The sequence below is a fragment of the Pseudaeromonas pectinilytica genome (genome assembly GCF_054780855.1).
Map to the genome: position 1 here is coordinate 26,262 of NZ_BAAGVN010000125.1, position 14,432 is coordinate 40,693.

12 protein-coding genes are annotated in these 14,432 nt (G+C 56.7%); 10 read left to right on the forward strand and 2 right to left on the reverse strand.

From position 1 onward, the window contains the following. The first annotated feature begins 1 nt into the window (after position 1). From lpxD to accA, 7 genes are read left to right on the forward strand one after another with little or no spacing between them, the layout of a single operon-like run. Positions 2 to 1,027: a UDP-3-O-(3-hydroxymyristoyl)glucosamine N-acyltransferase gene (gene lpxD / locus ACYVG7_RS09120; RefSeq protein ID WP_460882833.1), complete on the forward strand. Its 1,026-nt coding sequence runs from the start codon at positions 2 to 4 to the stop codon at positions 1,025 to 1,027. A 17-nt stretch (positions 1,028 to 1,044) separates the two neighbouring features. Next, a complete protein-coding gene (gene fabZ / locus ACYVG7_RS09125) occupies positions 1,045 to 1,506 on the forward strand; it encodes a 3-hydroxyacyl-ACP dehydratase FabZ (RefSeq protein WP_460882834.1) in 462 nt (153 codons plus the stop codon). Positions 1,507 to 1,510: 4 nt separating this feature from the next. Further along, entirely contained in the window at positions 1,511 to 2,299 is a 789-nt protein-coding gene (gene lpxA, locus ACYVG7_RS09130) for an acyl-ACP--UDP-N-acetylglucosamine O-acyltransferase (protein ID WP_460882835.1), read from the forward strand. Between the two features lie 6 nt (positions 2,300 to 2,305). Next, on the forward strand, positions 2,306 to 3,457 hold the full coding sequence (gene lpxB / locus ACYVG7_RS09135) for a lipid-A-disaccharide synthase (protein ID WP_460882836.1): 1,152 nt from the start codon (positions 2,306 to 2,308) through the stop codon (positions 3,455 to 3,457). Beyond that, positions 3,454 to 4,056, forward strand: a complete 603-nt coding sequence (rnhB, locus tag ACYVG7_RS09140) for a ribonuclease HII (RefSeq protein WP_460882837.1) — start codon at positions 3,454 to 3,456, stop codon at positions 4,054 to 4,056. Before lpxB ends, rnhB begins: the two co-directional genes overlap by 4 nt. 38 nt (positions 4,057 to 4,094) lie before the next feature. After that, positions 4,095 to 7,583 (forward strand): DNA polymerase III subunit alpha, encoded by a 3,489-nt coding sequence (gene dnaE, locus ACYVG7_RS09145; protein ID WP_460882838.1) that lies wholly within the window; start codon positions 4,095 to 4,097, stop codon positions 7,581 to 7,583. A 17-nt stretch (positions 7,584 to 7,600) separates the two neighbouring features. Then, positions 7,601 to 8,557, forward strand: coding sequence for an acetyl-CoA carboxylase carboxyl transferase subunit alpha (gene accA, locus ACYVG7_RS09150; protein ID WP_460882839.1), 957 nt, complete (start codon positions 7,601 to 7,603; stop codon positions 8,555 to 8,557). Between the two features lie 73 nt (positions 8,558 to 8,630). On the opposite strand, the gene ACYVG7_RS09155 is transcribed toward accA, so the two are convergent. After that, positions 8,631 to 9,548: a DUF2628 domain-containing protein gene (locus ACYVG7_RS09155; protein ID WP_460882840.1), complete on the reverse strand. Its 918-nt coding sequence runs from the start codon at positions 9,546 to 9,548 to the stop codon at positions 8,631 to 8,633. A 293-nt stretch (positions 9,549 to 9,841) separates the two neighbouring features. Here ACYVG7_RS09155 and tilS point away from each other — a divergent pair, with 293 nt between their 5' ends. Continuing rightward, positions 9,842 to 11,173 carry a tRNA lysidine(34) synthetase TilS gene (tilS, locus tag ACYVG7_RS09160; RefSeq protein WP_460882841.1) on the forward strand — a complete coding sequence of 444 codons (1,332 nt, stop codon included), beginning with the start codon at positions 9,842 to 9,844 and terminating at the stop codon, positions 11,171 to 11,173. 13 nt (positions 11,174 to 11,186) lie between these two features. Here the strand turns inward: tilS and ACYVG7_RS09165 are convergent, their stop codons facing one another. Then, positions 11,187 to 12,065, reverse strand: a complete 879-nt coding sequence (locus ACYVG7_RS09165; protein WP_460882842.1) for a GGDEF domain-containing protein — start codon at positions 12,063 to 12,065, stop codon at positions 11,187 to 11,189. 295 nt (positions 12,066 to 12,360) lie between these two features. Here ACYVG7_RS09165 and acuI point away from each other — a divergent pair, with 295 nt between their 5' ends. Beyond that, positions 12,361 to 13,341: an acrylyl-CoA reductase (NADPH) gene (gene acuI, locus ACYVG7_RS09170; RefSeq protein ID WP_460882843.1), complete on the forward strand. Its 981-nt coding sequence runs from the start codon at positions 12,361 to 12,363 to the stop codon at positions 13,339 to 13,341. 134 nt (positions 13,342 to 13,475) lie between these two features. Further along, positions 13,476 to 14,354, forward strand: a complete 879-nt coding sequence (locus ACYVG7_RS09175) for an MBL fold metallo-hydrolase (RefSeq protein WP_460882844.1) — start codon at positions 13,476 to 13,478, stop codon at positions 14,352 to 14,354. Positions 14,355 to 14,432 lie beyond the last annotated feature (78 nt).

Below are 14,432 nucleotides of genomic sequence, written 5' to 3' on the forward strand. Positions count from 1 at the left end.
AATGAGTGTGACTCTCGGACAACTGGCCACTCTGCTTGGCGCCGAGCTGCATGGGGATGCCTCAATCGAGGTGTCCCGTGTTGCCAACTTGGAAACAGCCGGTTCTGGCGAGATCAGTTTTCTTTCCGATAGCAAATATCAAAGCTTTCTGGCCCAAACAGCCGCCAGTGCTGTGTTGGTGAAAGCAGCGGATCTATCGGTATGTCAGACCAATGCTCTGGTGGTGAAAGACCCGTACGTTGGTTTTGCGCGAGTGGCTCAGCTGCTTGATTCCACCCCGCAGCCTGCTTTGGATATTCACTCCACCGCCGTTATTGCAGCCGATGTCCAACTAGGACAAAACGTAGCGATCGGTCCCCATGCCGTTATTGAATCTGGTGTTGTGCTGGGTGATGGTGTGGCCATTGGCCCGGGTTGTTTTGTTGGTAAAAACAGCCGGTTAGGCAAAGGCAGCCGGTTGTGGGCGAATGTGACTATCTATCACAATGTGGAGATTGGCGATGCCTGCCTCATCCAATCCGGAACCGTGATTGGCGCGGATGGCTTCGGCTATGCCAACGAGCGCGGCGAATGGATCAAGATCCCGCAGGTTGGCAAAGTGATCCTGGGGAATCGGGTCGAGATCGGTGCATCAACCACCATTGATCGGGGCGCCATCGATGACACCATCATTGCGGATAATGTCATCATCGATAACCAGTGCCAGATTGCCCATAACGTAGAAATCGGTTACGGCACGGCGATTGCGGGCGGTACAGTGATCGCGGGTAGCACCAAAATCGGCAAATACTGTATCATTGGCGGCGCGGCCGTGATCAACGGCCATATTCAAGTATGCGATCAGGCCACCATCACCGGCATGTCCATGGTGATGCGATCGATCTCCGAGCCGGGGATTTACTCCTCGGGCGTTCCAGCTCAGTCCAATAGGGAATGGCGCAAGATGGCGGCACGCGTCCTGCACATTGATGAGATGCACAAGCGCCTCAACCAGCTGGAAAAACGGATCGAAGACCAAGAACAATAAGCGATAAGGATACAGGTTTGAGCAACCAACTTAACCAACTCGACATCCAGGACATTCTGGAGCTGCTGCCCCATCGTTACCCCTTCTTATTGGTGGACCGGGTGGTCAACTACGAGATCAGCGAGGAGCGCAAGGTACTGAGAGGTATCAAGAATGTGTCCTTTAATGAGCCGTTTTTCCAGGGCCATTTCCCGCAAAAACCGGTATTTCCCGGTGTTTTGATTCTCGAGGCGATGGCGCAGGCAACCGGTATTCTGGCCTTCCGTATGGTGGGTAAGCCCAAGCCGAATGAATTGTATTATTTTGCATCTATCGACAATGCCCGCTTTAAGCGTCCCGTCGTGCCGGGAGATCAGTTGGTGCTGGATGTGGAATTCCTGAAAGAACGTCGTGGCATCGCCAAATTTACCGGCGTGGCGACTGTGGATGGTGAAGTGGTTTGTACCGCTGAACTGATGTGTGCCAAACGCGAGAGCTGATGCTGTGATCCATCCAAGTGCTGTTATTCATGAAACTGCAATTATCCACGCGGATGCCGTGATTGGTGCCCATGTGGAAATAGGCCCATGGACTGTGGTCGGTGCCGAGGTTGAAATCGGCGATGGGAGCTGGATTGGCTCTCACGTGGTGATCAAGGGGCCGACCAAAATTGGTCAAGGCAACAAGATTTTCCAGTTCTGCTCCATTGGCGAGGATTGCCAGGATAAGAAATACAAGGGTGAACGCACGGCCCTGGAGATTGGCGATCACAATGTGATCCGCGAGCACTGCACCTTCCACCGCGGTACAGTGCAGGATCAAGCACTGACCAAAGTGGGGAGTCGTAACCTGTTCATGGTCAATGTTCATGTCGCCCACGATTGCGTGATTGGTGACGATTGTATCTTCGCCAACAATGCCACCCTGGCAGGCCATGTGAACATCGGCGATTGGGTCATCTTTGGTGGTCTGGCGGCCATTCATCAGTTCGGTCGTGTCGGCTCCCACGCGTTTGTGGCCGGCATGGCGGCCTTGAACAAAGATGTGCCGCCTTATGTCATGGCAGCAGGGCATTATGCCAAGCCATTCGGGGTGAACAGCGAAGGTCTGAAGCGCCGGGGTTACTCTCCTGAGGCGATCACCATGGTTAAGCGCGCGTATAAACTGCTGTATCGCCAGGGGTTAACGATCGAAGCGGCACTGCCGGAGCTGGAAGCCATGGCTGCGGAAGAGCCTGCGGTGGCTCTGTTTGTTGACTTTCTCAAACAGAATGAACGCGGCATTGTTCGCTAAACGCTCATGACGATCTCGAACCGTCCACTACGTATCGCCATTGTCGCCGGAGAAGTCTCCGGCGATATTCTTGCTGCAGGTCTGATGCGCGAGTTGCGAGTTCGGCACCCGGATGCCGAGTTTATCGGTATTGCCGGGCCGCGTATGCAGGCTCTGGGGATCCAGACTCTGTTCGAGATGGAAGAGCTGGCGGTGATGGGGTTGGTCGAGGTGCTCGGGCGGTTGCCGCGATTGCTGCAGGTGCGTCGACAGCTGATCCGGACCTTGCTGGATAACCCGCCGGATCTGTTTATCGGCGTCGATGCTCCGGATTTCAATATCGGGGTTGAACTCAAGCTCAAGCGCCAGGGCATCAAGACGGTCCATTATGTCAGCCCCTCGGTCTGGGCCTGGCGTCAATCGCGCATTCATAAAATCAAGGCGGCCACCGATCTGGTATTGGCCTTCTTGCCGTTCGAAAAAGCCTTCTATGATCAGCATCAGGCACCCTGCCGCTTTATCGGTCATACCATGGCCGATGCGATCCCGCTGGTCAGTGACAAGTCCGAGGCTTGTGAGCGCTTGGGACTGGATGCTAGCAAGCCTTTTCTGGCGGTCTTGCCGGGCAGTCGCCAAGGGGAGGTCGAGCTGTTGGCTCCCATCTTCTTGCAAGCCTGCCTGCTGTTGCGCCACTCTCATCCTGAGCTGGAGTTTGTGGTCCCTCTGGTCAATCCTCGACGCCGTGCGCAGTTCGAGGCCATTCTGGCGGCGACAGCTCCCGAGTTGCCCATTCACCTGTTCGATGGCCAAGGCCGTGATGTGATGGCTGCGGGCGATGCCATCTTGTTGGCCTCTGGCACCGCTACCTTAGAGGCTATGCTGGTCAAACGCCCCATGGTGGTGGGTTACAAGGTCAATGCTTTAACCTTCTGGTTAGCGGAGCGGCTGGTGAGCATTCGCACCTTTGCTCTGCCCAATCTACTGGCCGGTAAAAACATAGTCCCTGAGCTGATCCAGAGCGGGTGCACGCCGGAAGCCATCAGCCAGGAGCTCAATCGCTTGCTGGCACAAGACAACTCGGCCTTACTGGCGGAGTTTACTCGCCTGCACCAACTGATCCGCTGCGATGCGGACCAACAAGCCGCCGATGCCGTGCTGCAATTACTGGATATGCCATGAGTGATTTTTTCTATCCCTGCGACCCTTGCCTGGTGCGGGTCGCTGGCGTGGATGAGGTTGGTCGTGGCCCTCTGGTCGGGGATGTGGTGACAGCGGCCGTGATCCTGGATCCGGCACGACCGATCACCGGTCTGAATGACTCGAAGAAACTCTCCGAAAAGAAGCGTCTGGCGCTGTATGACGAGATCACCGATAAGGCTTTGGCATTTGCGATCGGGCGTTGTTCTCCCGCCGAAATTGATAGCCTGAATATCCTCTGGGCCACCATGCTGGCCATGCAGCGTGCCGTTGCTGGCTTATCGATCCAGCCCGGTTATGTGCTGGTGGATGGCAACCGGACGCCGGATTTCGGTGTTCCGGCACAGGCGATCGTCAAAGGGGATAGCAAGGTCGCCGAAATCAGCGCTGCGTCGATCCTGGCTAAAGTCACCCGGGATCGGGAGATGGCCGAGCTGGATCTGTTATTCCCGAATTACGGGTTTGCCCAGCACAAGGGCTACCCGACCGCCGAACATCTGGCCCGTTTACAGCAGTTCGGGGCTACGACCTATCACAGACGTAGTTTCCGTCCGGTGCGCCTGGCACTGGGTCTGGAATGATCATTTCCGCTGCTCGCTTCATGAAGGGATAGACGAAGATGGCCGAACCTCGTTTCATACATTTGCGTGTTCATTCCGACTTCTCCATGGTCGACGGTTTGCAGAAGATCAAGCCGTTGGTGGCTCGGGCGGCCGAATATGGCATGCCGGCCATGGCCATCACCGATCAGATGAACCAGTGCGGTCTGGTGCGCTTCTATGGCGATGCCCATGGTAAGGGGATGAAGCCAGTGATCGGGGTCGATCTCTGGGTGCAGAGCGACGAGCTGGGCGACGAGCTATTCCGGCTGACCGGCCTGGCGATGAACAATGAGGGGCAGCAGAACCTGGTGCAGCTCATCTCCAAAGCCTATCTGCGCGGTCACGTTCAGGATCTCCCGGTGGTCGACAAGCAGTGGCTGGTGGAACACCACCAGGGCGTGATCCTGCTATCGGGCGGACGCGATGGCGACATCGGCAAGTTCTTGCTCAAGGGCAATGAGGCCATGGTGGCGCGTTGCACCGACTTTTATCGCCAGCATTTTGCCGACCGTTTTTATCTGGAACTGATCCGCACCGGACGCCCCGACGAAGAAACCTATATCCGCATGGTGGTCCCGCTGGCCTTGGAGGCCGACTTGCCGGTGGTGGCCACCAACGAGGTGGTGTTCCTTAACGAAGAAGATTTTGACGCCCATGAAATCCGGGTGGCCATCCACGATGGCTACACCTTGGACGACAGCCGCCGCCCCAAGCGCTTCAGCCCGCAGCAGTATCTGAAGAGTCAGGAGCAGATGGCCGAGCTGTTTGCTGACCTGCCCGAAGCCTTGATCAACAGTGTGGAAATCGCCAAGCGTTGCAATGTCACCGTGCGGCTGGGTGAATACTTCCTGCCGCAGTTCCCGACTGGCGACATGACCACCGAAGACTATCTGGTGCTGCGCTCCAAGGAAGGTTTGGAGGCGCGGCTGGAGTTTCTGTTCCCCGATCCACAAGTCCGGGCGCAGAAACGGCCGGAATATGATGAGCGGCTGGATATCGAGCTCAAGGTGATCAACCAGATGGGGTTCCCCGGTTACTTCCTCATCGTGATGGAGTTTATCCAGTGGTCCAAGGATCACAATATTCCGGTTGGGCCCGGGCGGGGGTCGGGGGCCGGTTCGTTGGTCGCCTATGCCCTCAAGATCACCGATCTGGATCCGCTGGAATTTGACCTGCTGTTCGAACGGTTCCTGAATCCGGAGCGGGTGTCGATGCCCGACTTCGACGTCGATTTCTGCATGGATCGTCGGGATGAGGTGATTGAGCATGTGGCTGACATGTACGGCCGGGAAGCGGTTTCCCAGATCATCACCTTCGGCACCATGGCCGCCAAGGCCGCCATTCGTGATGTGGGCCGGGTGCTGGGCCATGCCTATGGCTTCTGCGACCGCATCTCCAAACTGGTGCCGCCCGATCCGGGGATGACGCTGGCCAAGGCGTTCGAGGCGGAGCCGAAACTGCCTGAGTTGTATGAGCAGGATGAAGAGGTCAAGGCGCTTATCGATATGGCGCGCAAGCTTGAAGGGGTGACCCGCAATGCCGGTAAGCATGCCGGTGGCGTGGTCATAGCGCCAACCCGGATCACCGATTTTGCGCCTCTGTATTGCGACAGCGAAGGCAACAACCCGGTCACCCAATTTGACAAGAACGACGTCGAATACGCCGGTCTGGTCAAGTTCGACTTTCTGGGGCTACGCACCCTGACCATCATCCAGTGGGCACTGGATATGATCAATCCGCGTCTGCAGCTGGAGGGCAAAGAGCCGATTCGTATCGACGCCATCTCGCTGGAAGATAAAGCCTCGTTCCGCACCCTGCTCGCCTATGAGACCACCGCGGTGTTCCAGCTGGAATCCCGGGGCATGAAGGATCTGATCAAGCGCCTCAAGCCCGACTGCTTTGAAGATATGATCGCACTGGTGGCCCTGTTCCGACCCGGGCCACTGCAATCCGGGATGGTGGATAACTTCATCGACCGGAAGCATGGCCGGGAAGCCATCTCCTATCCCGATGTGCAATGGCAGCATGAATCTCTGAAACCGATCCTTGAGCCGACCTACGGCATCATCCTGTACCAGGAACAGGTCATGCAGATCGCCCAGACCCTGGCGGGATACACCCTGGGGGGCGCAGATATGCTGCGTCGCGCCATGGGTAAGAAAAAGCCCGAAGAGATGGCCAAGCAGCGCGCAGGCTTCGAATCCGGCTCGGTCGCCAATGGTGTCGATGGCGAACTGGCGATGAAAATCTTCGATCTGGTGGAGAAATTCGCCGGTTACGGCTTCAACAAGTCGCACTCCGCGGCCTATGCGCTGGTCTCATACCAGACTTTGTGGCTGAAGACCCACTTCCCGGCGGAGTTCATGGCCGCGGTGATGACCGCGGATATGGATAATACCGACAAGATAGTGACCCTGGTGGATGAGTGTCAGCGCATGAAGCTGACCATCATTCCGCCGGACGTCAACAGCGGCCAGTACCGGTTTACCGTCAATGAGCAAGGCCATATCGTCTATGGCATAGGCGCGGTGAAAGGCGTGGGTGAGGGGCCTATCGAGGCCATCATCGAGGCCCGCAATCAGGGTGGGCCGTTCCGGGATCTGTTTGATTTCTGCAACCGGGTGGATATCAAGCGCCTGAACAAGCGGGTGATGGAGAAGCTCATCTACTCCGGGGCGCTGGACCGGCTTGGTCCTCACAGAGCGGCGCTGATGGCGAGTCTGGAAGAGGCCATGAAAGCTGCCGAGCAGAAGGCCAAGGATCTGGCGCGGGGGCAGAACGATCTGTTTGGCGATATCTTTGCCAACGATGATGATGCCGTCTTGCCCAGTCCCTGCTTTGCCGTGGTGCCGGAGTGGCCGGACAAGATCTGGCTGGAGGGGGAGCGCGAGACGCTGGGGCTCTACCTGACGGGACATCCCATCAACCAGTATCTGCCCGAGCTCAAACATTATGTCTCCGGCCGCCTGAGTGAGGTGCATGCCACCGAGCGGGACAAGATCACCACTGTGGCCGGATTGGTGATTGCCGCCCGGGTTCTGGTGACCAAGCGGGGCAACCGCATGGGGATCCTGACCCTGGATGATCGCTCTGGTCGGTTGGATATCACATTGTTCAGCGAAGCGTTGGAACGATATGAATCCTTGCTTGTCCAAGACAAGATACTGGTCGTCAGTGGACAGGTCAGCTTTGACGACTTCTCCGGTGGGCTTAAGATGTCGGCCCGAGAGTTGATGGATATTTCCGACGCCCGGGCGCGCTATGCGCGCGGACTGCGTCTGAACCTGGAACAAAAACAAATCGATGAGCGCTTTTTCCAGCGTTTTGCTGAAATTATGCAACCTCATCGTGCCGGTATCTGTCCGGTTCAGGTATGCTACCGCAAACCTGGCGTACAGGCCGCCTTGCAACTGGGCACCGAGTGGCGAGTTACGCCCACCGATCAACTACTGGACGACCTGCATGTGCTGTTGGGCAAGCAGAATGTCGACCTGATTTTTGAGTAGCGATTTCGGATATCACTATGAATTTGAATTTTCTGGATTTTGAACAACCGATTGCCGAGCTGTTGGCTCAGATTGATGAGCTTAAACATGTCAGCAGTGGGGTGGGTAACAACGTGGATCTCTCCGAGGAGATTTCCCGGCTGGAGAAAAAAAACGAAGAGCTGACGCGCAAGCTGTTTTCCGAGCTGGGCGCCTGGCAGATTTCCCAAATTGCCCGTCATCCTGGCCGTCCCTACACCAAGGACTATATCAGCCGTCTGTTTACCGAGTTTGAAGAGCTGGCCGGCGATCGCGCTTTTGCTGACGACAAGGCAATCATAGGTGGCGTTGCCCGCTTCGAAGGTGAGCCGGTGATGGTCATTGGTCAACAGAAGGGGCGCGACACCCAGGAGAAGATCCGCCGTAACTTCGGCATGCCGCGTCCGGAAGGGTATCGCAAGGCACTGCGTCTGATGCAGATGGCCGAGCGCTTCAAGATGCCGATTATCACCTTTATCGACACCCCGGGTGCCTACCCGGGGATCGGTGCCGAAGAGCGTGGGCAATCGGAAGCCATTGCCCGTAACCTCAAGGTGATGTCCAGCCTCAAGGTGCCAGTGGTCTGTACCGTGATCGGTGAGGGTGGCTCCGGTGGTGCACTGGCCATCGGCGTCGGCGATCGGGTCAACATGCTGCAATACTCCACCTACTCGGTGATTTCACCGGAAGGTTGTGCCTCGATCCTGTGGAAGAGTGCTGACAAGGCCTCCACCGCGGCCGAAGCCATGGGTATCACGGCACAACGATTGAAGCAGCTGAAGCTGATCAACAACATAGTGCCGGAGCCCCTTGGCGGCGCCCATCGGGATCACGACGGTATGGCCGCCTTGCTGCGCAAGCGTCTGCTGGCGGACTTGGCCGATCTGCGTCGTCTCTCCACCGAGCAGTTGCTGGAAGAGCGCTATAACCGTCTGATGTCGTTCGGCTATTGCTGAACCATTCTGCGGTAAAAGCAAAGGCACCCTCGGGTGCCTTTGTTGTCTCTGCGGCTTGGAACACTCGAGTCTTCTAGCGGCAGGCCGGGGGCAAAGAGCGGACTGGAACGGTCTGGCTCTGGCAGCGCCAGCTCAGGGCGCCATTGCTATCGGCGCTGGCGATAAATTGCAACGATTGACCGGATGCCGGGGCTGCCAGCTGCACATCCAGGACGCCATGTTCCGGATCCAGTTGCAGGGCTGCGATCTGGGGCGCTAGTTGGGGCAGCGTCAGCTGACTCAGATTGTCAGGCAGAGCCTGATGCTCGGCGTAATAGAGGCTCAGCTCCTGAGTGACGCTCTGGCCGGAGTGATAGACCTGCATGAGCTTGGCTTTTTGTGTGTATTGTTGGTAAGCCGGAAGTGCAATGGCCGCCAGGATACCGATAACGGCGATCAGACCGAATATCAGCACTACAAACAGGATCACATTGCTGGTGCCCCCCTTGGCCTGAAGATAACCGAGCAGGCGTTGTCGCTCCGGATACTGGGCCTCAGCCTTGCGGATCTTGCTTTGGCAATGACGGTAATAGAGACCATTGGCCAGCATTGGCGGCAAGAGCAGGATGGCCAGGCAATACACCCCATAGCCGCCCAGCACCAGCATCTGGCCCTGCTCGCCCACCACAGCACCGACAACACCTAACGCGGTGGTCACCACATAGGGCAGGATGAAATAGAGCAGGGCGGCCAGCCACATCTTGCGGTATAGCAGCCAGTAAAAGGTGATGAAGAAGGCGGGCCAATGCCAACCGAGGCTGGTCTTGCCGGTGGCTTCAAAGGCTTCGAAACGTGGCAGGTAATAATGCTGGTTCTTCGGCCCGACCATGGCCTCGAAATTCTGCCGCGTCACCTCGGCGGGGTTGAGCGTGGCGTTGGCTAACGGCTGGCCACACTGGGGACAATATTGCGCGGTATCGGTATGGGCGCTACCGCAATGGATACAGTGCATGGACACTCCTTGTCTATTCATCAATACAATCAAACCGCGGCTATCATAGCGGCTTTGTGGCCAGAGCTGGGGTTCGGGCGCAGGGAAGGCGAGAGCAGTCACAGATTGCCTCTGCCGTGGTGGTTCACGAACCCGCGCACTCGGACAAGACAAGGCATACGAGCAAGATGGGATGAGCCCCCGTCTCTGCTATCATGCCCCGCACAGCCCGGTTCTCGAGCTCAGCCAATAACCGCAGATGGATGCACTGCCCGCCACGAAGCCCCGAAACCCACGATGAGGAAGCCGGAATCATGAAGCATATCGATCGACTACAGGAGTCCCATCTGGCGTGGCTGGGGGCCCAGCTCTCACCGGGGCCACTGGTCATCGGCTACAGTGGCGGCATGGACTCCCATGTGCTGCTGGTCTGGCTGGCGCAGTTTGTGCGTCTGAGCCCGGGCTACAGCCTGCAGGCGGTGCATGTCCATCATGGCTTGAATCCACACGCCGATGCCTGGGCGGAGCATTGTCTGCGCATCTGCCGCGAGTTGGCCGTGCCCTGTGTCGTGGAGCGGGTGACTGTGCCCCGCGGCCCGCGGGAGAGTCTGGAAGCCAGTGCCCGTGAGGTGCGCTATCAGGCGCTGGCTCGTCATCTGCCGCATGGGGGCACCCTGCTCACCGCCCATCATCAGGACGATCAGCTGGAAACTATGCTGCTGGCCCTCAAGCGCGGTGCCGGGGTGCGCGGTCTATCGGCCATGCCGGTCCGGCAACCCTTTGCCACCGGCGAGCTGGTGCGACCGCTGCTCGATTGCAGCCGGGCGCAGTTGCTGGTGTGGGCCCGGCAGCAGCAGTTGGAGTGGATAGAGGATGACAGCAATCAGGATGAGCGCTTCGATCGCAACTTTCTGCGAGCGCAGATCCTGCCGCTATTGCAGGAGCGCTGGCCGAGCTTTGGCCGTACGGCCAGCCGCAGTGCCGAACTGTGCGGCGAGCAAGAGGCTCTGGCGAACGAGGTAGCGGCCGCCGATCTGGCTAGTTGCCAACAGCCAGACGGCAGCCTGTTACTGGCTGAGTTAGCGTGCCTGTCGCCGTCGCGGCGGCATAACCTGCTGCGCTACTGGCTACGCCGGCACAGTGGCGCTGTGCCGGATCGGGATGCGGTGCTGCGGATCTGGTCGGAAGTGGCCATGGCGCGTCAGGATGCCAATCCCCAGCTCAAGACCGACTGCGGCGTGATCCGCCGCTATCAGGGCGCCCTGTACCGCGTGGCCGATGCGGCCCCGGTCTCGGGAGCGACACTGGTGCTGGATTATCCCGGCGTCTGGCAGGTGGGGGAGCAGCTGCTGCGGCTGACGCCCGTGACGGAAGGGGCGGATCTGCGACTGCCTACGGCGGACGAACCACTGTCACTGCGCTTTGCGGTGGGCGGCGGTGTGCGCGCCCATCCCGCCGGTCGCTCGGGCTCGCGCTCGCTGAAAAAACTGTGGCAGGAGTATGAGATAGCTCCCTGGCAGCGTAGCCAGATCCCGCTGTTGTTCTATGGTGAGCAAGTTGCGGCGGCGCTGGGGATCTTTGTCAGTCAGGATTTCGTGGTCGCCGATGGTGGCGCGGGTTTGGCCATAAGCTGGGGGGCGGAATAACAGCCGGGCCTGTTCAGGCCCGGCTATTTTTGTGGCGATAGAGTTGCTGGTCGGCCTGGGTATAGAGTGCGGTCGCATCCATGCCCTTGTGCCAGCGGGCAAAGCCCAGACTGCAACCAACGGCTAATGGCTGCAACTCCTTATTGTTGCGCAGATGGTAGTTGATGCGCGCCTCGACCCGGGTGGCGGCCTCTTCATCCGCCGGTTGCAACAGCAGGGCGAACTCATCGCCGCCCAACCGGAACACCAGATCGGTACCGCGGACACTGCGCGTCAAAATATCGGCGAACTCTTTGAGTACCTTATCCCCGACCGGATGGCCGTGGGTGTCATTGACCTGCTTGAACCGATCCAGATCCAGCAACACCAGCGTCAGACCGTCCGGATTGCGCTGATTCTGCTGGATGGCACGCGGCAGTGACTCATCAAAGAAGGCGCGGTTACCGACACCGGTGAGGTGATCGAGCCGACTTTGCAAATCCATCTGCTCCATGCGCAGAAACAGACGTAACGGCTGAGCCAACAGCTGGTGCAGTTGTTGCAGCTTACGCTGTTGCTGGGGATCCAGGTTCTCCTGCAACTCGTAATCCATCTGCCCCAGATACTGCATCTGGGAATCCTGCAGGGTGAAACTCTGCTTGTGGCCACGCTTCAGGCTGTCCAGCAGTTTTACGCGCCGGGTCATGAAGTGGTAGGCCATGCGGCAAACCGGCAACTGGTTGGCAACCCAGGCGGCAAAAGTTTGCAGCAGATCGGCAAGTTTTTCCTGCGACATCAGGCTTTCCAGCAACTCCAGCTTCTCCCGATTGGCAATCGAGGGATGCGTCGGGTAATGGTTCAGCTTCAGCTCACCATTGCGACCAAAATTACTGATTAATTGAAGGCTTTCCATCGAGGCCACCTACTGCATAAAACGTTGTTGCAGATTAAATAGCAACTCCTATGCCTATTTTCTCGGCATGATGGTAAATCACCAATGATATGTTTTATTGCATTGAAATATAAGGTTTTAAATTTACATCTACATGCAGGAGTCACTCTGCCACGCGCCAAAAAATGGTTTCCTCTTTCCGCTGATTTTCCGTCTCGTCGATAAGTGTCAAGGCTCTGGCGCTGGAGATGACGCGGCAGGGCCCGGAGTGTGGCAGAATGAGCCCTGACGTCATTTTTTTAGCAGCGGGTGAGATATGTTCAAGGCATTACTGTTAGAGCAGGAAGATGGAAAGACCCAGGCTCGGGTTCAGGATGTGGCTGAGGCCAGCTTGCCCGCTGGCGAGGTGTTGCTGGCGGTGCACTACAGCTCGCTGAACTACAAGGATGGTCTGGCGATCACCGGCAAGGGGCCAATCGTCCGGCGCTGGCCCATGATTCCGGGTATCGATCTGGTGGGGGAGGTACTGGAATCTGCCGATGAACGCTTCGCCCCCGGGGATCGGGTGCTCTCCACCGGCTGGGGGGTTGGCGAGAATCATTGGGGCGGCATGGCCACCCGGGCTCGTCTGCAGGCGGACTGGTTGTTGCTGCTGCCGGAAACCTTGAGCGAGCGTCAGGCGATGCAAATTGGCACCGCCGGCCTGACCGCCATGCTCTGCGTGATGGCGCTGGAAGAGGCCGGTGTCAGCCCGGAGCAGGGCGAGGTGCTGGTCACGGGCGCCAGTGGTGGCGTCGGCTCGGTGGCGGTCGCTCTGCTGGCGCAGCTGGATTATCCGGTGGTAGCCGTGACCGGGCGTGCCGACAACCATGACTATTTGGCGGCACTGGGGGCGAGCCGGGTGATCGCGCGCGATGAGTTCGCTGGCCCTGCCAAGGCGCTGGACAAGCAGTTATGGGCCGGTGCCATCGATACCGTGGGCAGTCAGCTGCTGGCCAAGGTGATCTCCCAAGTCAAATACAATGGCGCGGTTGCCGCCTGCGGCCTGGCCGGTGGCGCCGATCTGCCCTCCAGCGTGATGCCGTTTATCCTGCGCAATATCCGCCTGCAGGGGGTGGATTCGGTCCAGTGCCCGCTGACCCGTCGTGCCGAGGCCTGGCAGCGGCTGGGTGAGTTGCTGCCCGCCAGCTTCTACAGCCAAGCCTGCCACGAGGTGGATCTGCACGGCGTGATTGCTGCCGCCGACGCCATCACCCAGGGCCAGATCACCGGTCGGGTGCTGGTGCGCTGCGAGTAATCGTGATTCCGGCAGCATAATAAATTCAATCAGGGAGCCGAGGCTCCCTGATTGTTAAACTGCAATCTGCATCTACGGGCTCATTTATTATGAATTCAACGATAGATATTGGATTATGTTAAGAGGGACTTCTTGTGTTGAGGACTTTTCATTCGGTTGGTCAAGGTGCTTTTTACACCGAAGAGTTTGATGATTTTTATGTGGTTTATGATTGTGGCACGGAAACTGGCGGAATAAAAACAATAGAGAATGCTATTGTTGGTTACTTTGATAAAGAAAAGCCGATTGAAATATTGTTTATATCTCACTTTCATCGTGACCATATTAATGGGATCGAATATTTGCTTAGTAACTATAGGGTGAACAATGTTGTTCTCCCTCAGTATGATATGGCTCTCTCAACTATTTTCTTTTTAGAGAACAAAAATGCACCACCTTTTGTAAAAAAATTCACTCTAGATCCATATAAGACAATAAAGTCATTATCACCAAAAACAAAGTGCATCTTCGTAAAATCACATGCCAGTCGAGGTGGAGATGACCAGTTAAATGTGGTTGACATTCTTGATGATAGTTGCATTAATAGTGGAACCAAATTGGTTCCCACAAAACAAGTAGATTGGTTTTATATTGCAATAAATCATTTAAAAGAAGAGAGAGTTAAAATATTCAACTCTGGATTGTTAAAAAATAATATATCAATACATTCTTCATCAGACTTTGAAAAATACTGGTCAAATAAAAACCACAAAAAACAAATAGTAAATATGTTCAATAAGTTGCCAGGTGGTTGCAACGGGAACTCGATGGTGGTTTATTCTGGCCCAGAGGGTCAATGGTCATATTTTTCGTCACATTTTTTGTCGATTGAATTTAACGTGGTACAAAAAATTCATAATAATCTGCTCAGTGTGCTATTAGATGAAATAAACAGAAGAACAGGATGCCTTTATATGGGGGATTATGAGGCAAACGAAAAAACATGGGGTGTTGTCTTTAGTGGTATAAGGTAAGCGCCCTTGAATCGGCATCTTTTTTTCCCAAAATCAGCTCGTCACACTTGAAATCCATTACCTCTTCGCTGGATTTTC

Excerpts from the sequence above, each read along its gene's own strand:
- lpxD (WP_460882833.1), top strand. The coding sequence starts at position 2 with ATGAGTGTGACTCTCGGACAACTGGCCACTCTGCTTGGCGCCGAGCTG.
- lpxB (WP_460882836.1), top strand. The coding sequence starts at position 2,306 with ATGACGATCTCGAACCGTCCACTACGTATCGCCATTGTCGCCGGAGAA.
- rnhB (WP_460882837.1), top strand. The coding sequence starts at position 3,454 with ATGAGTGATTTTTTCTATCCCTGCGACCCTTGCCTGGTGCGGGTCGCT.
- dnaE (WP_460882838.1), top strand. The coding sequence starts at position 4,095 with ATGGCCGAACCTCGTTTCATACATTTGCGTGTTCATTCCGACTTCTCC.
- accA (WP_460882839.1), top strand. The coding sequence starts at position 7,601 with ATGAATTTGAATTTTCTGGATTTTGAACAACCGATTGCCGAGCTGTTG.
- ACYVG7_RS09155 (WP_460882840.1), bottom strand. The coding sequence starts at position 9,548 with ATGCACTGTATCCATTGCGGTAGCGCCCATACCGATACCGCGCAATAT.
- tilS (WP_460882841.1), top strand. The coding sequence starts at position 9,842 with ATGAAGCATATCGATCGACTACAGGAGTCCCATCTGGCGTGGCTGGGG.
- ACYVG7_RS09165 (WP_460882842.1), bottom strand. The coding sequence starts at position 12,065 with ATGGAAAGCCTTCAATTAATCAGTAATTTTGGTCGCAATGGTGAGCTG.
- acuI (WP_460882843.1), top strand. The coding sequence starts at position 12,361 with ATGTTCAAGGCATTACTGTTAGAGCAGGAAGATGGAAAGACCCAGGCT.